This window comes from Sphingomonas molluscorum (assembly GCF_039522995.1).
Taxonomy (GTDB): Bacteria; Pseudomonadota; Alphaproteobacteria; order Sphingomonadales; family Sphingomonadaceae; genus Sphingomonas; species Sphingomonas molluscorum.
Map to the genome: position 1 here is coordinate 53,203 of NZ_BAAAEL010000006.1, position 22,202 is coordinate 75,404.

The 22,202-nt window shown below is 68.5% G+C and carries 16 protein-coding genes; 15 read left to right on the forward strand and 1 reads right to left on the reverse strand.

The genetic code is table 11. The annotated features are described in order from the left end of the window. Positions 1–13 precede the first annotated feature (13 nt). The 9 genes from bcsA to ABDZ92_RS08155 all read left to right on the forward strand — a co-directional run bounded on the left by bcsA (position 14) and on the right by ABDZ92_RS08155 (position 13,424). A complete protein-coding gene (gene bcsA, locus ABDZ92_RS08115) occupies positions 14–4,366 on the forward strand; it encodes a UDP-forming cellulose synthase catalytic subunit (RefSeq protein ID WP_272695641.1) in 4,353 nt (1,450 codons plus the stop codon). Next, entirely contained in the window at positions 4,366–7,776 is a 3,411-nt protein-coding gene (locus ABDZ92_RS08120; RefSeq protein WP_343762341.1) for a cellulose biosynthesis protein BcsC, read from the forward strand. The genes bcsA and ABDZ92_RS08120 overlap by 1 nt, the downstream gene beginning before the upstream one ends. Continuing rightward, positions 7,773–8,237: a cellulose biosynthesis protein BcsD gene (bcsD, locus tag ABDZ92_RS08125; RefSeq protein ID WP_125962094.1), complete on the forward strand. Its 465-nt coding sequence runs from the start codon at positions 7,773–7,775 to the stop codon at positions 8,235–8,237. The genes ABDZ92_RS08120 and bcsD overlap by 4 nt, the downstream gene beginning before the upstream one ends. Next, entirely contained in the window at positions 8,227–9,288 is a 1,062-nt protein-coding gene (locus ABDZ92_RS08130; RefSeq protein ID WP_125962093.1) for a family 8 glycosyl hydrolase, read from the forward strand. The genes bcsD and ABDZ92_RS08130 overlap by 11 nt, the downstream gene beginning before the upstream one ends. 156 nt (positions 9,289–9,444) lie before the next feature. Beyond that, positions 9,445–10,785 carry a dicarboxylate/amino acid:cation symporter gene (locus ABDZ92_RS08135; RefSeq protein ID WP_125962092.1) on the forward strand — a complete coding sequence of 447 codons (1,341 nt, stop codon included), beginning with the start codon at positions 9,445–9,447 and terminating at the stop codon, positions 10,783–10,785. Positions 10,786–10,918: 133 nt separating this feature from the next. After that, positions 10,919–11,599, forward strand: a complete 681-nt coding sequence (locus ABDZ92_RS08140; RefSeq protein ID WP_125962091.1) for an RBBP9/YdeN family alpha/beta hydrolase — start codon at positions 10,919–10,921, stop codon at positions 11,597–11,599. Positions 11,600–11,672: 73 nt separating this feature from the next. Beyond that, positions 11,673–12,260 (forward strand): alpha/beta hydrolase, encoded by a 588-nt coding sequence (locus tag ABDZ92_RS08145; protein WP_125962090.1) that lies wholly within the window; start codon positions 11,673–11,675, stop codon positions 12,258–12,260. An 86-nt stretch (positions 12,261–12,346) separates the two neighbouring features. Beyond that, entirely contained in the window at positions 12,347–13,168 is an 822-nt protein-coding gene (locus ABDZ92_RS08150; RefSeq protein ID WP_125962089.1) for a glycoside hydrolase family 16 protein, read from the forward strand. Positions 13,169–13,217: 49 nt separating this feature from the next. Continuing rightward, positions 13,218–13,424, forward strand: coding sequence for a hypothetical protein (locus ABDZ92_RS08155; RefSeq protein WP_125962088.1), 207 nt, complete (start codon positions 13,218–13,220; stop codon positions 13,422–13,424). Positions 13,425–13,485: 61 nt separating this feature from the next. On the opposite strand, the gene pip is transcribed toward ABDZ92_RS08155, so the two are convergent. Further along, a complete protein-coding gene (pip, locus tag ABDZ92_RS08160; RefSeq protein WP_125962087.1) occupies positions 13,486–14,442 on the reverse strand; it encodes a prolyl aminopeptidase in 957 nt (318 codons plus the stop codon). Positions 14,443–14,545: 103 nt separating this feature from the next. Between pip and smpB the strand changes: the two genes are divergently transcribed. From smpB to recA, 6 genes are all read left to right on the forward strand, one after another. After that, entirely contained in the window at positions 14,546–15,028 is a 483-nt protein-coding gene (gene smpB / locus ABDZ92_RS08165; protein ID WP_125962101.1) for an SsrA-binding protein SmpB, read from the forward strand. 56 nt (positions 15,029–15,084) lie between these two features. Then, entirely contained in the window at positions 15,085–15,615 is a 531-nt protein-coding gene (locus ABDZ92_RS08170) for a DUF2062 domain-containing protein (RefSeq protein ID WP_125962100.1), read from the forward strand. A gap of 56 nt (positions 15,616–15,671) precedes the next feature. Continuing rightward, the gene (locus ABDZ92_RS08175; protein ID WP_343762355.1) at positions 15,672–17,765 is read left to right on the forward strand and encodes a M13 family metallopeptidase; all 2,094 of its coding nucleotides are present in this window, start codon (positions 15,672–15,674) and stop codon (positions 17,763–17,765) included. 93 nt (positions 17,766–17,858) lie between these two features. After that, positions 17,859–20,252: a hybrid sensor histidine kinase/response regulator gene (locus ABDZ92_RS08180; protein ID WP_125962085.1), complete on the forward strand. Its 2,394-nt coding sequence runs from the start codon at positions 17,859–17,861 to the stop codon at positions 20,250–20,252. A gap of 40 nt (positions 20,253–20,292) precedes the next feature. Continuing rightward, on the forward strand, positions 20,293–20,646 hold the full coding sequence (locus ABDZ92_RS08185) for a response regulator (RefSeq protein ID WP_125962084.1): 354 nt from the start codon (positions 20,293–20,295) through the stop codon (positions 20,644–20,646). Positions 20,647–20,816: 170 nt separating this feature from the next. Beyond that, positions 20,817–21,911 (forward strand): recombinase RecA, encoded by a 1,095-nt coding sequence (recA, locus tag ABDZ92_RS08190; RefSeq protein WP_125962083.1) that lies wholly within the window; start codon positions 20,817–20,819, stop codon positions 21,909–21,911. Positions 21,912–22,202 lie beyond the last annotated feature (291 nt).

A 22,202-nucleotide genomic window follows, 5' to 3' on the forward strand; every position in this document is an offset into this window, starting at 1 on the left:
CCAAGGGGCGGCGATGACGGAGCCCGCCTCGCCGATGTCGCGCGTGGCGCGCGTGCTGATCGCGATACCCGTCCTGATGGCGGTCGTCGCGGTGCTTCTGATTCCGCTCGATTTCCGCACCCAATGGATCTTCGCCGGCACCACCATCATCGGTGCGCTGCTGATCGGGCGCAACAAGTCCCGTCGTGGTACCCTTGCGATCGCTGCGCTCTCGCTGCTGATGTCGACGCGGTACCTGATCTGGCGGACGACGACGACGCTGGAGTTCGACTCCATCCCCGAAATGCTGCTGGGAACCGGCCTCTACCTGGCCGAGCTTTATGCCTGGGTGATCCTGGTGCTCGGCTTCCTGCAGACCAGCTGGCCGCTCGACCGCCCGGTGATCGAGATCGAGGGGACGCCCGACACCTGGCCGATGGTCGATCTCTACATCCCGACCTACAACGAGAGCCTCGAGATCGTCCGCAACACGGCCTACGCGGCGATGGACATGGACTATCCGCGGGAACGCTTCCGCGTGTTCATTCTGGATGACGGGCGTCGCCCGGAGTTCCGGGCGATGGCTCGCCAGGTGGGATGCGGCTATCTGACCCGTACGGACAATCTGCACGCCAAAGCGGGCAACATGAACGCCGCGCTCCGCAAGACGGAGGGCGAGCTGATCGCGATCTTCGACTGCGACCATGTGCCGACCCGCGCCTTTCTCCAGCTGACCGTCGGCTGGTTCCAGAAGGATCCGAAGCTCGCGTTGCTCCAGACGCCGCACCACTTCTATTCGCCCGATCCGGTGCAGCGGAACTTGGCGGGGGCGGGCGACATGCCGGGGGAGGGCGACCTCTTCTACGGCGCTGTCCAGCGCGGCAACGATCTTTGGAACGCGACCTTCTTTTGCGGCTCGTGCGCGATCATCCGCCGCGAGGCGCTGATGCAGACCAACGGCTTCGCCGGCGAGACGGTGACCGAGGATGCGCATACCGCGCTCAAGCTGCAGCGCATGGGCTGGAACACCGCGTACATCGCCGCGCGCCTGTCGGCCGGTCTGGCGACCGAGCGCCTGGTGCTGCACATCGGCCAGCGCATTCGCTGGGCGCGCGGCATGACGCAGATCATGCGCATCGACAATCCGCTGCTCGGGCGCGGCCTGAACTGGCAGCAGCGCCTTTGCTACATCAATGCGATGCTGCACTTCCAGTTTCCGTTGCCGCGAATCGTGTTCCTGACCTCCCCGCTCGCCTATCTGCTTGCCGGCGCGAACATCATCCACGCCTCGGCCGGGCTCATCTTCGCCTATGCAGCACCGCACCTGTTCCTGGCGATGCAGTCGAGCGAACGCATCCAGGGCGGCGAGCGCCGTCCGTTCTGGGGCGAGATCTACGAGACGCTGCTCGCCTTCCACCTCGTCAAGCCGACGGTCTACACGCTGTTCCGTCCGCACGAGGGCAAGTTCAACGTGACGGACAAGGGCAGTCTGCTCGACCGGACCTATTTCGACTTCGCGACGGTCAAGCCGCACCTGATCACGATCGGCCTGCTGCTGTTCGGCATCGCCTTCGGTTTTGCGCGGCGGCTTCTGTTCCCGGGCGAGTTCGATGTGCAGCTGGACACGCTGTTCCTCAACACCGCCTGGGCGATGTTCAGCGTGGTCATCCTGCTGGCGGCCGTTTCGGTTGCACGCGAGCGGCGCCAGACGCGCCAGCACATCCGCTTGCCGGTAAAGCTGCCGGTGACCGTGTACCTCGACGATGGATATGTGCTCGACGGGACGACCAATGACGTGTCGCTGGGCGGCCTGTCGCTCACGCTGCCCGAAGGCGTGACGCTGACGGGACGGACCGTGACCGACGTTGCCCTGCCGATGGGAGACGACATGCTGACACTGCCGGTGGAGACGATGCGGAGCCGTGGATCGAACGCCTTTCTCCGTTTCCCCGAACTGTCCCCCGACCGGGTTCGCCTGCTGGTTCGGTCGGTGATGGGTCGCGCCGATGCCTGGCAGCCCGCGGGGCCGCACCCGACCGTTTCGGGCTTCCGTTCGCTCGCGCACATCACCGCGATCGGCATCGGCACGCTCGGCAACATCTTCCGCCGGGAGCCGAAGAACGTGGCGGCCGGCACCCCCGCGCCGATCAAGGCCGCTGCGGCCCTGGCACTCACCGTCCTCGGTGCGGCGATGCTGCGTCCGGACGCCGCCCACGCACAGGTGGCGCCGGAGACGGCCGGGGCGGCGGTTGCTCCGGCTGCCGATGGCACGGCACGCCAGATTCGCCTGACGCTGCGCGACCTGCAGCAGCGCCAGCCGATCCGTCTGGGCAGCACCCATGGTGAGATCGGCATCCCGTTCGGCGTGCGCTCCGACGCGGTGGTCACCGCGGCGACGATGACGCTGACCTTCGCCTATTCGCCCGCGCTGCTGGGCGACCTCAGTCAGATGGTGGTGCTGGTCAATGGCGAGACGGTTCGCACCATCCCGCTGGTGCGGGAAACCGCAGGCGGTACCCAGCTGACCTTTCCGGTCGATCCGGCGCTGTTCCTGCCGGGGGACAATCGCCTGAACCTGCGGTTCCTGGGCCATTATGCCCGCGACTGCGAGGACCCGTTCCACAGCTCGCTGTGGGCGAACATCAGCAACACGCGCACCTATCTGGACCTTTCCGTCCAGCCGCTGCCGCTCGACCCCAATCTTTCCCGCTGGCCGGCGCCGTTCGTCGATCGCGCCGATCCGCGCGCGCTCAACCTGCCGTTCGTGTTCCTGAGCACCCCCACGGCCGGTGAACTGGAGGCGGCGTCCGCGCTTGCCTCCTGGTTCGGCAGCCTGGCCAGCTACCGCGGCTTCTCCTTCCCGCCGCGCTACAACCAGCTGCCGCGCGGCAACGCCGTGCTGTTCCTGACCAACGCGCGCCGGATGGGGAGCTTCGGCGGCAACATCCAGGGGCCGTCCGCCTCCGTCGTCCGCAATCCGGCCGATCCCTCCGGCACGCTGCTGCTGGTGATGGGCCGCGACGACCGCGAGCTGAAGCAGGCGGCGGCGGCCCTGGCGCTCAGCCGCGGGCTCGCGGGTGGAACGAGCGCGTCCTTTGCCGGCGTCCGTATCCCGTCGATGCCGCGCTACAGCGCGCCGCGCTGGCTGCGGACCGACCGTCCGGTGGAACTCGGCGAGTTCACCCAGGCCTATGCGCTGCAGGGGCAGGGGTTGCCGCCCGGACCGCTCACGACCTCGTTCCGCGTCGCGCCCGATCTGTTCTTCTGGCCGCGTCAGGGCGGCGACCTGCGCCTGCACTACCGCTACCCCGGGGCGCCCTGGCTCGACCGGCGTGCCTCGCGGCTCGATATCTCGATCAACAACCAATATCTCGGCACGGAGCCGTTGCGCGGCGCGTCCTGGTGGCGGCGGTTGATGGGTGACGATGCGGCGGAGTCCTACACGTCCACCGCAGACATCGTGCTGCCCGACTATAACCTGTTCGGTCAGAACCAGCTGATCCTGGACTACAACCTGATCGTTGCCGACAAGAAGCGGTGCGAAGGCACGCTTCCGGACAATGTGCGGGTCAGCATCCTGCCGGACAGCACGATCGACCTCGGCCACGCCTACCACGCCATCCGCATGCCGGACCTCGCGACCTTCGCGGGCGCGGGCTATCCGTTCACCATCCGACCAGACCTGGGCGAGACGGTGGTCATGGTGGGTCCCAACCCGGCACCTGCGACGGTGGAAGCGCTGCTGGCAGTGATGGGTCGCCTGGGCGATTCCACCGGCGCCGCCGCGACCCAGGTGACGGTGGTGACCGACGGCTCGGCCGATCGCGCGACGGGCAAGAACGTGCTCGTCGTCGGCGACATGAAGCTCGCAGCCGGCTCGCTCTTCGCCGGCGCGCCCGTCCACTATGAGAACGGCCGCCTGCAGGTGCGCAAGCGGAACCCGATCATGCGCGCGGTCCAGTTCGTCTCCCCCGACAGCCGCGATGCAGAGGAATCGGTGGGAGAGGCGCTCTACAGCAGCGACAACTTCAGCGGCATCGTGAGCTTCCAGTCGCCGTTCGACAGCGACCGCACCGTGGTGGCGCTGCTGGCGACCGATCCGCTGAACCTGCCCCAGATGGTCGCGGGCCTGGCCGACGTGAAGATCAATGCGGCGGTCCAGGGCGATCTCTCGATCTTCACGGGCGACGACATGGCCAGCTTCGCGGTCGGCGATCGCTACTGGGTCGGTGCGCTGCCGTTCTGGATGAAGGCAGCCTATTGGACCAGCCAGCGTCCATGGCTACTGGCGCTTTCCGGCATCCTGGCGGCGATCCTGTTGTCCTGGCCCGCCTATTTCCTGCTCAAGCGACAGGAGCGCAAGCGGCTCCAAGCGGTGGAAAAGTAATGCGAACCCGATCCTTGCAGTGGCTGCTGAGCGGCGCCGTCATCGTCACGATTGCTCCTCCCGTGGCGGCACAGGCGCAGGCGGATGCCGTGCCGGCACTGCTCCGCCAGGCGAAATACTGGGAAGGCCGCGGCCGCCGCGACTTGGCCGTCCAGGCGTACCGCCGCGTCCTCGCGATCGACCCCAACAACGCCACTGCAAAGCGCGGCATGGCGGGCCCGGCGTCGACGCCTGCGCCCGCACCGGCGCCGGCCAAGCCGGCTGCCGCCCGTCCGCAGCCTAAGCCCCAGCAGCCCGCAGCGCGGCCCGCACCTGCCGCTCCGGCTCCCGCGGCTCCTGCGGCGCCCCGCCGCCCGGCAGCGCCCGCGCCCTCCCGCGATCCCGGCGGCGATGCTCGCGCGGCCGGGTTCACCGCGCTCGACGACGGCAACCTCGAGCGTGCGGAAACGCTGTTCCGCAGCGCGCTCAAGCGCTCGCCGAACGATGGCGACGCGCTGGGCGGCCTCGGCCTCGTCGAGCTCCGGCGCGAACGCTTTGCGGAGGCGCGCGACCTGCTGCAGCGCGCCTCGCGCCGCGGTACCGGCAACCGCTGGGCGGAGGCACTCCAGTCGGCGAGCTTCTTTGCGGATCTGCGTGCGGCGCAGGCCGACTTCGATGCCGGGCGTGTCGCAGAGGCGCAGGCAACGGCCGAGCGCCTGTCGCGCAGCGACAATCCCGCCGCGCAGACCGCAACCGAACTGCTTGCCCGCATCTACCAGCAGCAGGGCCGCTATGCGGACGCCGCCAATCTCTATACCCAGGCCGCCCGCGCGAGCGGGGGCGCCCAGGTGGGTGCATTGCGGGTAAGTGCGATCCGTGCGCAGGCACAGGCGGAGGTGGCCGCCGGTCGCCCGGGCCAGGCGCAGCAGCTCTACGACCGCGCCATCTCGCTCGACCCGAACGATCCGTGGCTTCGCTACGACTACGCCCGGTTCCTGCGCGACCAGCGCCGGCCGATGGATGCGACCACGATCATCAGCCCGCTCGCGCAGTCGGCCGCGCCGGAGTCTCTCTATGCCGCCGCGCTGTTCGCGCAGCAGTCCGGCCAGCTGGGCGCGGCCGAAACGCTGATGGCGCGCATCCCGGAAGGGTCGCGTACCGAGGAGATGAACGGCTTCGTGCTCGGCCTGCGCGCCGAAGCCGCCGTCACACGCGCGCGGGCGTTGGGTGCGCAGGGGCAGCAGCAGGCCGCGCTCCAGTCGCTCCGCCAGATTGCCGACATGCCCAACCTGCCGGCGGCGCAGACCGCCACCATCGCGACCGCGTTGTTCGAGCTTGGCGACACCCAGACCGCCTCCGTGCTGGCGCAGCGCGCTGCCGGCATGCCGGTGGCCTCTGCCGAGGCCTATGATCCGATCGTTCGGGTTCTGGCCGCCACCGGCCAGGACATGGCGGCCGAGGAAGCGCTCTCGCGTGCGACCCAGCTCGCCGGCGGCACGGCGCAGGGGATGCAAACCGTGGCGACGCTGCGCTCCGCGGTGGCCGTCGCACGCGCCGACCGCCTGCGTCTCGCGGGCCAATATGCCCCGGCCTTCGACGTCCTGCAGCAGGCATGGGCCGCGACGCCCGGCGACACCGACGTGCTCGCCTCCCTGGGGCGGCTCTACCAGACGGGAGGGCTCAACGCTCAGGCGGCGCAGACCTATCGCATGATCCTGGCGAAGGACCCGAACAACCGCGATGCGCTGATCGGCTTTGCCGAGACCGCATCGTCGGCCGGCGAGCACGGCGCCGCGCGCCAGGCGGCCCGGCAGGCGATCCGCGTCGCGCCCAGCGACTATCGCACCTATCTGGCGGCAGCGCGCATCGAGCAGGCGCGCGGAGACGACGGCGCCGCGCGCAAATATCTCCAGCAGGCGCGGACCCTCTATGTGGGACAGGCGGGGGCCGGCGGCGCCAATCCCTTCGCCGGCAATCCGTTCGCGCAGATGGCGCAGCCGGCGGTTGCGACCAATCCCTTTGCCCCCGTCCCCTCCGGCAGCAATCCGTTCGCCTTCGGCGCCGGCGGCGTCCAGACCGCGTCTGCGGCGCCGATGGGGCTCGCGCCCGTCGGTGGGGCGCCCGTGTCGCCCTTTGCCACCTCGCCCCGATCGGACGGCTACGCCGCTCCCTATCCGGCGGCTGGCGCTGCGGCGGCACCACAGGGCTGGATGCCCGGCGCTCCCGGTTCCCCCGGCTCGGCACCCCAGATGGCGGCGCAAGGCGGCGATCCGGTGCTCCAGGGGATCGAAGCCGACATGCGCCGGCTCGCCGCCAGCAGCGCTCCGCGCGCGGACGTCACCACCGGCTTCCGCGACCGCTCGGGCGAAACCGGACTCAGCTCGCTCAAGGAGGTGAGCGGCACTGCCAAGCTGTCGACCGGCTTTGCCGGCGGGCGCGTCGGCGTACAGGCGCAGGCCGTCGTCCTCGACGCCGGTCGTCCCACCGGCTCCGGGCTCGCCCGCTTCGGGCGCAACGGCACGGCCGAAGCGCAAGGTATTGTGGCGGAGCAGCCGTCGGAACTCACGCAGGCAGCGACCCAGCACGATGCAGGCGTCGCGGTTGCCGCCACCTATGAGGGCGATCTGGTGCAGGCAGACGTGGGCACCACCCCCCTTGGCTTCGCCAAGCATCATGTGGCGGGTGGGGTCGCGCTGACGCCGCGCTTCTCCGCCGAGGCGAGCGGCCGCGTCTGGGGTGAGCGGCGGCCGGTGACCGACAGCATCGTTTCCTATGCCGGTACGATCGATCCCGTGACGGGGGATTTCTGGGGCGCCGTGATGCGCACCGGCGGCGGTGCCTCGCTGTCCTGGGATCGCGACGGCACCGGCGCCTATGTCGACGGGGCCTGGCATCATTATGATGGCACCGAAGTTCGCGACAACCACTCGATCCAGTTCAACGCGGGCGGCTACACCCGCGCCTATCGCGATTCGCGCTCGTCGCTGACGATCGGGATCAATGCCAATTACCAGGCGTTCGGGAACAATCAGAACTACTTCAGCTATGGGCATGGCGGCTATTTCAGCCCGCAGAGCTTCTTCAGCGTGAGCTTCCCGGTGCGCTTCGCGATGAACACCAACGGCTTCGAGATCAGCGCCAACGCGGCGCCCGGCTATCAGAGCTACGAGCAGGACGCGGCGCCGCTGTATCCGACCGATCCGGGCGCGCAGACGGTCCTGGACCAGCTGAAGGCCCAGAACACCGATGTCCGCGCGAGCTACGACAGCCTCAGCGATACCGGCTTCGGCCTCGCTGCAGGGGCGTCGGTCTACTACGGGCTCGCCGGCAGCACCCGCGTGGGTGGTGACATCAATGTTAACACTTTTGGCCAATACAACGAAGTGCGTACCTCGGTAGGTATCAAACAGACGTTGGGAGGCGACAAGTGAGCAAGCCGATGCTGATGCCTTGGCGGCTTGATCCGTCAGAAACCGGGCTTCAGCCGCCGGTCATGCTCGCCTGCCACATGGTGGACGAGGCGTGGGAGGTAGCGGAGCCCGAGCAGGCGCAAGCGTTCTTCCGTGCCATCGGCGCCCGCATCGCGCGTGCCTACCCGCTCGGCGAGGCGCAGTCCAACGACGAGATCTTCGCCGCCATGAACGCCTTCTGGGCCGAGAGCGGTTGGGGCCGGGTGGTGCTGCGTTTTGCCGAAGGCGGGCTGCAGATCCTCCATTCGGAGTTGCCGCCGGCGCCGCACGGCATGGATGACGGCCGCTGGCACGACACCGCGGTGGCCGTGCTCGCCGGCATCTACGATCATTGGCTCGGCCAGCTCGGCGGCAGCGCGAGCATCCGCACGCGTGTCCTCGGTTCCAGCGAACGGAGCGTGGAATTCTTCTATGGTGCTTGATCGACGCGCGCTGCTGCTCGGTGCCGGCAGCAGCTTCGTCGTTGCATGCTCGGGGCGCGCGGCGGACAATGGCCACGACACCGCCGGCAATGCAGCGGCACCGCGCAAGACGCCCCCGGTGACAGGCGGCAACCCCGCCCTGATCCCGTCGCTCTGGACCGGCTTCAAGGGCAGCTTCGTGCAGCCGGACGGCCGGGTGATCGACACCGGCAACAACGGCGTCAGCCACACGGAAGGGCAGGGCTATGCGCTCGTCCTTTCCGCCACGGCAGGCGACCGCGACGCGTTCGACCGGATCCTCGCCTGGACGGAAAAGACGCTAACGCGCAGCAGCGACCCGCTCTATTCCTGGCGCTACGACCCCAATGCCGCCCAGCCCGTGCGCGATCCGAACAACGCCACCGACGGCGACATGCTGATCGCCTGGGGGCTGATGATCGGTGCAGATCGTTGGCGCGAGCGCTTCCTGGCAGAGCGGGCCGCGGCCATCCGGAACGCGCTGCACGACACCATGTTGCGGCAGGTCGGGAACGACCTCTTCCTGGTTCCTGGCGGCACCGGGTTCGAGCAGCAGGGCCGGCTGACGCTCAACCCTTCCTATTACGTGTGGCCCGCGCTCGAACGGTTCCGGGCGGCCGACGGCGACAAGAAGTGGGATGCCGTCATCAAGGGCGGGGAGGCGCTGATCGCCCGCGCGCGCTTCGGCCAGCATGCCCTGCCCACCGACTGGGTGGATGTGACGCCCGACGGCAGCATGTCGCCGGCTGCGGGGCGTGATCCGCGCTTCGGCTTCGACGCGGTGCGCGTGCCGCTCTACCTCGCGATGGCGGGGCGCGGTGCCAAGGCGGACGCGATCGCGCGCTTCTGGCGCGGCTATGGCGCCGGGCCAATTCCCGCGTGGATCGATGTCCGCACCGGGCAGACCGCACCCTTCGCCCTATCGAGCGGCGCGATGGTGGGCGTACGCCGCCTGCTCGGCCAGCCGCTGCCGGCACCGACCCCGCAGGCCGATTACTACGCCAGCGTCCTGCAGGCACTCGCCTATCTCTGAGCCGTAGCACCCGCCGTCGTTCAGGAGTTCGACCGGAACGACGGCGGTACGCTGCGCATGCTGATGCCCCTGCCGTAATCCCGAGTGGGCGCCAGCTTTTCCGTCCAGCAGAAAAGCTACGTTGGGATGTCTCCTGGCGAACCCCAGATCGGGTTCATGACCCAGGTTTCTGCAAGCGGCAGCGCGGTTCGCTTACCTTCGTTCGGCGTTCAGGTCCTAGTCGGCATGGTGGCGGGCGTTTTGCTCGGCTTGCTCGCACGCTCGATCCCGGGCGGGGACGCCAATTGGCTTGCGCAGACGCTGCACACGGTGGGGCAGAGTTTCGTCCAGCTTCTAAAGGCGCTGGTGCCGCCGCTGGTGTTCACCGCTATCGTCGGCTCAATCGCCGCGCTTCGCGAGCTGCGCAACGCCGCTCGGCTGGTGGTAGAGACGCTGGTCTGGTTCGCGATCACCGCGGGCATCGCGGTGACGATCGGAATCGTGCTGGGCATCTTGATCCAGCCGGGTCTCCATGCGGGCGTGGATCAGGCAGCGGCCGCGGTGCCGGCGACCACCGGCAGCTGGGTCGATTTCCTGAAAGGGCTGATCCCGGCGAACTTCCTGGGCATCACCGCGGCCACCAGCCAGGCGGATGCGAAGCTCTCGACCACCCTGTCGTTCAACGTGCTCCAGATCATCGTCGCCGCGATCGCGATCGGCGCGGCCGCGGTCCGGATCGGTGCCGCCGGCGAGCCGTTCCTGGCGTTCAACGCATCGGCGCTCCAGATCTTCCGGCGGCTGCTGCGCTGGGTGATCGCGCTGACGCCGATCGGCACCGCCGCGCTCATCGGCGATGCCGCGGTCCGCTACGGCTGGGGCACGCTGTCGAGCCTTGGGTCCTTCGCAGGTGCGATCTACCTCGGCCTCGCGCTCGTCCTGCTCGTCGTCTACCCGCTGCTGTTGGCGGCGCACGGGCTCAGCCCGCTGCGGTTCTTCGCATCCGCCTGGCCGGCGATCCAGCTCGGCTTCGTCTCGCGCTCGTCGGTGGGCACTCTGCCCCTGACCGAGGAAGTGACGGAGCGGGCGCTCGGCGTGCCGCGCGCCTACACGTCCTTCGCCGTCCCGCTTGCCGCGACGACCAAGATGGACGGGTGCGCGGCCATCTACCCGGCCATCTCGGCGATCTTCGTCGCGCAGTTCTTCGGCGTACCGCTTCACTTCGCCGACTATCTGCTGATCGTGTTCGTCTCGGTGCTCGGCTCTGCCGCCACGGCCGGCATGACGGGCGCGACCGTGATGCTGACGCTCACGCTCTCCACGCTCGGGCTGCCGCTCGATGGCGTGGGGCTGCTGCTCGCAATCGATCCGATCCTGGACATGGGGCGCACGGCGGTGAATGTCGCCGGGCAGGCGCTGGTGCCGACGATCGTCGCCAAGCGCGCCGGGATGCTCGACTTGGCACGCTACCATGCCGGCGGCGCTGCGGACCTCCAGCCGCGTCAGGCGCTTTCCGCCTGACGGGCACATCATTGGCCGCACGGCAAGGCCGTTCGGGCGCAGCTTGATTGTCTAGCTACATAGTAGGATTATCTTCGAACTGGCTGGCGGGCGTGATAGTCAAAGGGTTCTTCTCGGAACCAGGAGAAGCACGATGGCGAGTTCCTCTTCGAACGAAGCACTGCATCCGACGATCTTGACGGTGCCGGGGCTGAACGGCTCGGGTCCCTCTCACTGGCAGACGCTGTGGGAGCAGCGCCGCCCCGATACGGTGCGCGTCGATCTCGGCATGTGGCACACCCCGCATCGCAACAGCTGGATCACCAAGCTGGACCAGGCGATCCGCCGGGCGGAGGCCCCGGTGGTGCTGGCCGCGCACAGCCTGGGCTGCATCGCGGTCGCCTGGTGGGCGGAGCTTTCGCCGCAACTGCCGGACGGGCCCGTCGTCGGCGCGCTGCTGGTGGCACCCGCGGACGTCGATCGGCCGGAGGCGCCTGCCGAGGTCAAGGGCTTTGCCACGACGCCGCGCCTGCGGCTGCCGTTTCCCTCGATCGTGGTCGCTTCCCGGGACGACCCCTGGATCACGCTGGAGCGTGCGCGCGGCCTTGCCGCGGACTGGGGCAGCGAGTTCATCGATGCCGGAGAGCGCGGCCACCTGAACGCCGACAGCGGCCTGGGCGACTGGCGCGCGGGACAGGAACTGCTCGACGGCGTCCTCCTCGAAAGCTTCGAAGCGGGCGGGCACGGCACCGCCCCGACGGAAGCACGCAGCCTGGTTACACGCGAGGTACGGCGCCGCGCGGGCTTCGGCGGCTTCGAGGCACACGGGGCGTGAGCTCGGCGTCAGGGAAATAAGCAAGGCGGCGAGGGATCGCGACCGCCGCATAAAACAGGGAAGGGAGCTGCCTATGACCAGTCTGGCGATGTGGCGAGAGGATCTCTCCGTCATCACGCTTTCGGACCCGCAAGACCCGCTGCCTGCATGGCGGAAGCTGGGATGGCCGGCCGAAGGCGCGCGGCATCTGAGCGGGGGTTTCGCGACGCGGTCCGACCGGGCACGCTGGGCTGCCAAGCTGGACCGCGCCGTCACCGAGTCGGACCGGTCGGTGCTGCTGATCGCCAGCGGTCTCAGCTGCTTTGCCGTCGGCTGGTGGGCGAAACTGTCGCCGGCCAACTATGCCGCCCGGGTCGCAGGCGCGCTGCTGTTCGCGCCGGGGGAAGCACGGGAGGACCTGCGTGGCCGCTTCGCCGCGCCCCGGATCGCGATGCCCTTCTCCTCGCTGGTGATCGACGATGCGTTCGACGAGAAGGATGCGGAGCTGCAGCGCATCGCGAGCGACTGGGGCAGTGGCGTGGTGCGCACGCGGGAGCGGAACGTACCCGCCGGCGGCTCCTGGCGCCAGGCACAGCGTCTGTTCCGCCGCTTCACCACTGCCGTGGTCGAGCACGACGTGCAGCGCGCGCGGGCGCTTCGCGGGCTCAGCTCGGGCGAGTAACGCCGGCATCCGCTTCCCACTCCTGTCGGTATCGCCTAGGATCGTTTCATCCGGCGGCTGGAGACCGGGCAGTGGAGGAGGTGCCGATGCAATGGATGCTGCTCGCGGTTCAGGCGGCGACGCTGGGCGCCACCAACTATGCCGTGGACGCGCCGATGGCGGCGCCCGCGGCTCCGGCCAGTTTCGCGGACGAGTTTGCAGGCAACAAGGTCGACCAGCGCGTCTGGCGGTTCGACACCTCCCGCAACGCCGCCGGCTGGTACAACAACGAGAAGCAATATTACGCGGCGGACCGGCCGGAGAATACCCGCATCGAAGACGGCGTGCTCGTGATCGAGGCGCGGCGGGAGCCGCTCTCCAAGGCGAAGTTCCCCGACTGGGGAGGGCAGGCCTATAGCTCCGCTAAGCTCGTGACCCGCCAAACGCTCGGCTATGGCTTCTACGAGGTGCGTGCCAAGCTCCCCTGCGGCCGCGGCGCCTGGCCTGCCATCTGGATGGTTCCGGAGGACGCCTCCTGGCCCGCCGGCGGGGAGATCGACATCATGGAGATGGTCGGCTGGGACCCGAACGTCATCCATGCGACCCTTCACAGCGGCGCCTTCAACCATCGCCTCGGCACGCAGCGGGGCGCGCAGAAGCAGGTGGCGACCGCGTGCACCGCCTTCCACAACTACCAGCTCGACTGGAAGCCGGATTCGATCACCATCGGCATCGACGGCCGTGCCTATATGCGGGTGGCGAACGACCAGCCGGGTGGAGCAGCGGCATGGCCGTTCACCAAACCCTATCCGCTGATCCTGAACCTTGCCGTTGGCGGCGACTGGGGCGGGGCAAAGGGCGTCGACGACCGCAGCTTCCCGCAGCGTATGTCGGTCGATTATGTCCGCTACTGGAAGCACGGCGACTGATCGCACGGCGGCTGGACAGCGGCAGGATCGCGCCGCTATCCGCCCGGCGATGGGTATCATTGCAACGATCATGAACACGACCACGGGCCAGCCGATCCAGCGGATGAGCTTCGGCCGTATGCCGAAGCCATGGGCTTCCTTCACGCTGGAGACGGGCGAACTCGTCACTGCGGACCGCGTCGAAGTGGGCAAGCCCGCGCCGGGCAAGGTCGTCGTACCGGTGTCGGTCTGGGTGACGCCGAAGAAGTCGGGCTGAGCACCCAGGAGACGATACTGTACCTGGCCGTCGGCTGGGTACGAAGAAGATTGAGCGCCGCTTACGCCGCCGCGTACCGGTCGGTAGCGCGGACCAGCTGGTCCAGGATCCCCGGCTCGCTCCACGCGTGACCGGCACCCTCCACCAGCCGAAAGTCCGCCTCCGGCCACGCCTGGTGCAGCGCCCAGGCGGTGCGCGGCGGGCATACGATGTCGTAGCGCCCGTGCACGATCGTGCCCGGGATGCTCCGCAGGCGGTGCGCGTCGCGGATCAGCTGGTCCGGCTGCAACCAGCCGTGATGCACGAAATAATGATTCTCGATCCGCGCGAAGGCGAGGGCGAAGTGCGGGTCTTCGAACCCGGCGCTAAGGCTCCGATCGGGCAGCAACGTGATCGTGCGTCCCTCCCACAGGCTCCACGCCTTGGCCGCTTCGATCTGCGCCTCCACGTCGTCGCCCACCAGCCGCCGGCGGTACGCGCGCCGCATGTCGCCGCGCTCGGCTTCCAGGATCGGCGCCTGGAACGCTTCCCAATAGTCCGGGAACACCTCGGACGCGCCGAACTGGTAGTACCAGTGCAGTTCGCGCTCCGTCAGCGTGAAGATGCCGCGCAGCACCAGCTCGCTCACCCGCTCCGGATGCGTCTCGGCATAGGCAAGCGAAAGCGTAGAGCCCCAGGAGCCGCCGAACACCAGCCAGCGCTCCACGCCGACGTGGCGGCGCAGCCGTTCGATGTCGGCGACCAGATGCCAGGTGGTGTTCGCCTCCAGCGACGCGTGCGGGGTCGAGCGCCCGCAGCCCCGCTGGTCGAACAGCAGCACGTCGTAGCGCGCCGGGTCGAACAGCCGGCGGACGTCGGCGGAAATGCCGCCGCCGGGGCCGCCGTGCAGGAACACCGCGGGCTTGGCGCCCGGCGTGCCGCACCGCTCGTAATAGACGCTGTGACCGTCGCCCACGTCGAGGATGCCGGCCTCATAGGGTTCAATCGGCGGGTAAAGGCTGCGCAGCGGTTCGGTCATGCTCTGTTTCTTGCAGTTGCCTGGCCGCGCCGTCCAGCGGCGTGCACATCGCACCGTCGAGTACCTTTCCCTGCGCGACGCGAGCGCCTATGTCCGGCCTCCCATGGCCCGACCCAGACCCGCCACCTTCGACAAGCGCAAGACCGTCGCCGAGAACCGGCGCGCACGCTTCGACTATTTCATCGAGACCACCTACGAGGCTGGCATCGCGCTCACCGGCACCGAGGTGAAGTCGCTGCGCTTCGGCGAAGGCTCGATCGCCGAGAGCTATGCCGAGGTGAAGGACGAGGAGGTCTGGCTGATCAACGCCAACATCCCCGAGTTCAGCCACGGCAACCGCTTCAACCATGAGCCCAAGCGGCCCCGCAAGCTGCTGCTCAACATGCGTGAGATCAACAAGATGCACGGCGCCGTCGCGCGCGAGGGCATGACGCTGGTCCCCCTGTCGGTCTACTTCAACGGGCAGGGCCGCGCGAAGGTCGAACTGGCCCTCGCCAAGGGCAAGAAGGCCCACGACAAGCGGGACACCATCAAGGAGCGCGACTGGAAGCGCGAGCAGCAGCGCCTGCTGCGCGACCGCGGCTGACGCGCTTGCGCGACAAGCAGCTCGGCGTCCGCATCTTGCGGTGGGCGGCGGCGAACATGCCGACGCGCGAGAGCATGGGCGAGAACCGCTGGCTTCGTCCGGTGGCGCATCGCGTGCTTGCCCCGGAACTCTGGCGATTCACCCGGCGCTCGGTGCCTCGTGGCGTCGCGCTCGGGATGGTGACCGGCATCCTGATCCCGATGGGCCAGATCCCGGCCTCCGCCGTGCTGGCGCTGCCGCTTCGGGCGAACATCCCGGCCGCGGCGCTCACCACCTTCTTCACCAATCCGATCACGACGCCGCCGCTGTGGGTCGCAGCCTATTGGGTCGGAGCCTGGCTGCTGCGGTTCAATGCACAGGTGCCCGGCCAACCGCTTGCCACCCATGCCCAGGTCGATGTCGGCTGGCTCGACTGGCTGCTGGTCGATGCGGGCCCCGCGACGCTCGTCGGCCTGCTGTTCTTCTCCCTGCTGGGCGCGCTGCTCGGCTATTTCGGCAGCGCGTTCGGGTGGCGGTTGTGGATCGGGCGCAAGTGGCGCCGCCGCCATCGCCGTTCCGCACGGCACGAGGATACGTCTTTGAATTGACGGGTGATCCCCGCCCACTAAGACAGCCGCATTCCACCCAGTGTGAAGGACTCACCATGCGGCGTTCGCTTCTGTTATCCTCTCTGCTCGCCGGCTCCGCGCTGCTCGGCGCGTGCGCCACCACTGGCGCCGCCGACCCCGCTGCCGTCGCCGAGCAGACGCAGGCCGTCGGCCAGGCTGCAACCGGCCCGGTCAGCGCCGCGGGCACTGCCAAGCCGCAGATCGGGACCTTCGGCTTCGACGAAGCCGGCATGGACCGCACGATCGCGCCAGGGGACGACTTCTACGGCTTTGCGAACGGCACCTGGGAAAAGACGACGCCGATCCCGGCCGACAAGTCCAACTTCGGCATGTTCACGGTGCTGGAGGATCTGTCCCGCAGCCGCACCCGCGAGATCCTGGACGGCGTGCGCGCCGACGCGAACTCCAAGATCGGCGTCGCCTATGCGACCTACCTCGACCAGGCTTCGATCGACGCCAAGGGTCTCGCCCCGATCCAGCCCTGGCTCGGCAAGATCAAGGCGCTGTCCGGCAAGGCCGGCTATGCCGCGCTCGCGGCCGAGGCTTCGGTCAACGGCATCGAGGGTCCGTTTGGCGGCTATGTCGGCCCGGACGACAAGCACCCGGACGTCTATGCGCTGAACCTCAGCCAGTCCGGCCTAGGCCTGCCGGACCGCGACTATTACCTCTCCACCGACGCCAAGATGGTCGAGACGCGCAACGCCTATGTCGCGCACGTCGCCAAGATGTTCACCCTGGCCGGCGAGCCCAATGCGCAGGCGCGCGCCTTGGCGATCCTGGCCTATGAGACCAGCATCGCCAAGGCGCACTGGACCCGGGTCGAAAGCCGCAACGCCGACAAGACCTACAACAAGCTGACGCTGGCGCAGCTTCAAAAGCAGGCGCCCGGTTTCGACTTCCCGACCTATTTCAAGGCGATGGGCGCGACTGTTGACATGGTGATCGTGGCGCAGCCGAGCGCGGTGGCAGGCATCGCCAAGGCGATTTCGGCCGCTCCGGTGTCGGTCCTCAAGGACCAGATGCTGGTGCGCTCGCTCGACCAATATGCCGGCGTCCTGCCGAAGGCGTTCGACCAGGAGAGCTTCGCCTTCTACGGCACCACGCTGTCGGGCACCCCGGAGCAGCAGCAGCGCTGGGAACGCGCGGTCGACTTCACCAGCGACGCGCTCGGGGACGAGGTCAGCCAGGTCTACGTCGCGAAGTATTTCCCGCCCGAGACCAAGGCTGCGGCCGATGCGCTGGTTCGCAACGTGACCGAGGCGATGGGCCGCCGGATCGACCAGCTCGAATGGATGGCGCCCGAAACGAAGCAGAAGGCGCGCGCCAAGCTCGCGGCCTTCACGCCCAAGATCGGCTATCCGGACAAGTGGAAGGATTATTCCGACCTCCAGATCCGCGCCGGTGATGCGCTCGGCAATGCGGTGCGGGCCGCCAATTGGGCACATGCCGACAACTTCTCCAAGCTGGGTCGCCCGATCCAGAAGTGGGAGTGGTACATGACCCCGATGACGGTGAACGCCTATGCGAACCCCGTCATGAACGAGATCGTGTTTCCGGCCGCGATCCTGCAGCCGCCGTTCTTCGATCCCAACGCCGATCCCGCGGTGAACTATGGCGGCATCGGCGCCGTCATCGGCCACGAGATCAGCCACCACTTCGACGACCAGGGCCGCAAGTACGACGCGAACGGCAGCCTCACCGACTGGTGGACGCCGCAGGACGTGAAGCGGTTCGAGGAACGCACTGCAGCGCTCGTCCGCCAGTACGACGCCTATGAGCCGCTGCCGGGCCTTCACGTGAAGGGCGCGCTGACGCTGGGCGAGAACATCGCCGACCTCGCCGGCCTGACCGTCGCGTGGGACGCCTATCAGCACGCGCTCGGCGGCAAGCCTGCCGGCGTCGTGGACGGCTATACCGGCGAGCAGCGCTTCTACCTCGGCTGGGCGCAGGTTTGGCGGCGCAGCTACCGCGAGGCGAACCTTCGCCAGCGGCTGCTGACAGACCCGCACTCCCCGTCGCAGCAGCGCGCCTGGGTCGTCCGCAACCTCGATCCCTGGTACGAGGGCTTCAAGCCGGCACCCGGCAGCAAGCTGTACCTGGCACCCGACGCGCGCGTCCGGATCTGGTGATCCCGCCCCGGCGCGCGCCACGCCACCCGTGGTGCGCGCCGGCCTGCGGCCAGCCCGCTTGACGGTGCCTGGAAGGGCGCCCAACACGCCGCGATGGCACGCGTTTCCACCGCCACCGACGGCCCGGCCAAGGTCGACCGTCTCCCGTTCTTCGTTGCGCTCGGCATCGGCCTCGTCGCGGCGCTCCTCGTCCTCAAGATGGTCGGGGAGCCCGTGCTTGCGGCCGGCTTCCTGGCCGCAGCGCTGATCGTCCCGGCGGCGCTGTTCGCCTGGTACCGGTTTTCCAGCGTGCCTCCGGTCGAGGCGCCACCTGCCGACTGGGCCCTTGCGCACGCCCTTGCCGAAGCGAGCGAGGAAGCGCTCGCCGTCACCGATCGCGCAGGGCAGTTGGTTTGCGCGAACGGGCGCTATGCCGAGCGGTTCGGCGGCTATCCGACCCCGCCAGGACTGCCGCTGGAGGAAGAGGGCGCGGCGCAGCTTGCAGCCGCCGGACGCGCGGCGTGGCGCGACGGTCGTGCCTCTGCCTGGATCCGCGCGGACGGCACCGTGCTGGAAGCCGCCATCGAGCGCGTCGGCGACGGGACGCTGGTGTGGCGCTTTTTCGGTGGCGGCCGCGCGACCGCTTCGGTGGAGGCGGAGCAGTGGCTGTCGGGCCCGCACGGCGATCGGCTCGGCGGGGCAGGCATCATGGCCGCACTGCTTGGCTCCGACGGCCGTATCCGTTCCGCCAACCGCGTCTTGCGCGCCCGAGCCCTCGGGCATGAAGAGGGCTCGATCGTCGGCCGCGACTTCGCCCGTTTCCTCACCACCGACGGCGAGGGGCGCATCCGCTTTGAACGCGAGGGCGCAGGCGGAAACCCGTTGCGGCTGCTCCAGGTGCCGTTCCTGCCCGACGAAGGGGCGCCGATGCTCGTCGTGCTGCTCGACGAGGAGGCGGCCGAGGCTGCCGCGCCGATCTCCGGCGGGGCGGCGGGGCATGTCCGGGCGCTGGTTTCGCTGCTTCCGGTCGGCATGGCCCTGATCGACCGCGACGGCCGCTTCCTGCACATGAACCACGCCTTCGCGCGCGCGACCGGCGTCAACACCAACGCGCCGCCGCTGTACCCGGGCGATCTCGTGGTACGCGAAGACAAGGGCGCGCTCGCCGACGCGATCCGCCGGTTTGCGGGCGGGGCGCAGCACGCCTCGGACATGGCGGTGCGGCTGATCAGCCACCCCGACGAGCCGATTGCGGTCACCATCGGCGGCGGGCGCGGGCTTGGGGACGCTGCGGTGCTGTTGACCCTCAAGGATACGGGCGAGGAGTCGCGCCTGAAACGCCAGGTCGCGCAGGCGACAAAGATGCAGGCCGTCGGCCAGTTGGCCGGCGGCGTTGCGCACGATTTCAACAACATATTGACCGCTATTATCGGCCATTGTGACCTGATGCTGATGCGCCATACCCCCGGCGACAGCGATTATGACGACATCCAGCAGATCCGCGCCAACTCCAACCGCGCAGCCAGCCTGACCCGCCAGCTGCTCGCCTTTTCGCGCCAGCAGACGCTTCGGCCGCAGGTGCTGCAGCTTCCCGACGTGATCTCCGAAGTGTCGAACCTGTTGAAGCGCCTGCTGGGAGAGGCGGTCGAGCTGGTGGTGCGGCACGGTCGCAACCTCGGTCCCGTGCGCGCGGATCCCGGCCAGCTCGAGCAGGTGGTGGTGAACCTGGCGGTCAACGCCCGCGACGCCATGGTCGCCAAGAACCCCAACGGCCGCGGCCGCCTCGTGATCGAGACGCTGGCGATCGGCGCGGCCGAGGTGCGGGCGATGGAGAACGAGGTGCTTCCGGTCGGCGACTACACCGCGGTGCGGATCACCGATACCGGCACGGGCATCGCACCGGACGTGCTGCCCAAGATCTTCGAACCCTTCTTCACCACCAAGGAAGTGGGCAAGGGCACCGGGCTCGGCCTCTCGACCGTCTACGGCATCATCAAGCAGTCGGGCGGCTATATCTTTGCCGACTCGCAGGTGGGGCAGGGGACCTCCTTCACCATCTATCTTCCCGTCCATTCGGCGCCGGCGATCGCTGCTCCGCCCGCGCCGGTGCTGCCGCGGCGGGAGCGCCCCAGCGACATCTGGGGCACCGGCACGATCCTGCTGGTGGAGGACGAGGACATGGTCCGCTCGGTCGCCGAGCGCGCGCTGACGCGCCAGGGGTACAAGGTGCTGACGGCGGAGAATGGCGAGGCGGCGCTGGAGCTCCTCGCCGACCATCCGCAGATCGACCTGCTCGTGTCCGACGTGGTGATGCCGGCGATGGACGGGCCGACCATGGCCCGGCACGTCCGGCGCATCTATCCCGACCTGCCGATCCTCTTCATGTCGGGCTATGCCGAGGAGCAGCTTCGCCGCTCGATCGATCTTGGCAACGTCGCGTTTCTGCCGAAACCCTTCTCCGTTCAGCAGCTTGGCGAAGCTGCTCGTGACGTTCTGGCAACGAAATGAGGCTTGGCGTTCGTGCCGTCATCTGCTTAGACGCGCGGGCATGACAGCTCCCCAGCGTATCCTCATCGTCGAGGACGAGCCCCTGATCGCGATGATGCTCGAGGATTTCCTCGATATCCTCGGCAAGTCCGTCGCCGGCACCGCCGATTGCGTCAGCGATGCGCTGTCCCGGATCGAGGAGGGCGGCATCGATGCCGCGATCCTCGACGTCAATCTGCGCGGCGGTGAGAAGAGCTGGCCGATCGCGGATGCGCTTGCCGCTGCCGGCATTCCGTTCGTGCTTGCCACCGGTGGGTCCGGCGACGCGGTGGAGCCCACGCACCGCGACCGTCCGGTGTTGCCCAAGCCGTTCACCATGGATGGCGTGGAGAAGGCGCTTACCGAACTCGGCTGAGCGCCGTTCTGTTTCTCCAGTTGTTGTACGTCCGGGGCGCTCCATCCGCGGGAGTGATGCGGCGTGTCCGTCTCATGTAGTTCGCCTCTTGTTCTCACGGAACAAATCGAATACATGGCGAACAACGCGTTGAACGGCTCGCGCGGTTGCTCTAGCGATGGAGGCCACGAATGGCGGCAAACCTCAAGGTGATCGACAGCAAGATGGCAGCGACCAACGACAAGGCTGCGGGCGAGCGGCAGAAGGCGCTCGATGCGGCGCTCGCGCAGATCGACCGCGCGTTCGGCAAGGGTTCGGCGATGAAGCTGGGCCAGAAGGAAGCCATGCAGGTCGAGGCGATCTCGACCGGTTCGCTCGGCCTCGACATCGCGCTCGGCGTCGGCGGCCTGCCGCGCGGCCGCGTGATCGAGGTCTATGGTCCGGAAAGCTCGGGCAAGACCACGCTCGCGCTCCACGTGATTGCAGAGGCGCAGAAGAACGGCGGCACCGCCGCGTTCGTGGACGCCGAGCACGCGCTCGATCCCGTTTATGCCAAGAAGCTGGGCGTCAACATCGACGAACTGATCGTGTCCCAGCCCGACACCGGCGAGCAGGCGCTGGAGATCACCGACACGCTGGTGCGTTCCAACGCCATCGACGTGCTGGTGGTGGACTCGGTCGCGGCGCTGGTGCCGCGGGCGGAGATCGAGGGTGAGATGGGCGACAGCCACGTCGGCCTCCAGGCCCGCCTGATGTCGCAATCCTTGCGCAAGCTCACTGGCTCGATCAGCCGCTCGCGCTGCATGGTGATCTTCATCAACCAGTTGCGCATGAAGATCGGCGTGATGTACGGCAATCCGGAGACGACGACGGGCGGCAACGCGCTCAAGTTCTACGCCTCGGTCCGCCTGGACATCCGCCGCACCGGCCAGATCAAGGACCGCGAGGACATCATCGGCAACTCGACGCGGGTGAAGGTCGTCAAGAACAAGGTCGCCCCGCCGTTCAAGCAGGTCGAGTTCGACATCATGTACGGGGAGGGCATCTCCAAGATCGGCGAGATCCTCGACCTGGGCGTGAAGGCCGGGCTGGTGGAAAAGGCAGGCGCCTGGTTCAGCTACGACTCGGTCCGCATCGGGCAGGGTCGCGAGAACGCCAAGACCTTCCTCAAGGAGAATGACGAACTCCGCGACCGCCTGGAGCGCGCGATCCGTGCGCGTACGGAAAAGGTCGCCGAGGAAATGATGACCGGCCCCGATGCCGAGGACGGCGACGACGATCTCTGATCGCCCGCTGATGCCCTGAGAAAAGGCCCGCTGGCTTCCCGCCGGCGGGCCTTTTTTATGGCTACACTCGGCCGCGGCCAGGATCTTCTCGTTGCCGGATGCTCGAGGGACTCCCTTGCCAGCGTGACTTCACGCCGAAGTAGGAGAGTTCACCTACTTCGTACCCCGGCGGAGGCCGGGGCCCAGCTGCGATGGCTGCCGAACGTCAGCGTAGCCCTTCGCCTCACGGCGCCAGGTTGTGCGCGCCGTACCGCACGGAGCACCGCGAGCCGCCGCATCGTACGCTCGACG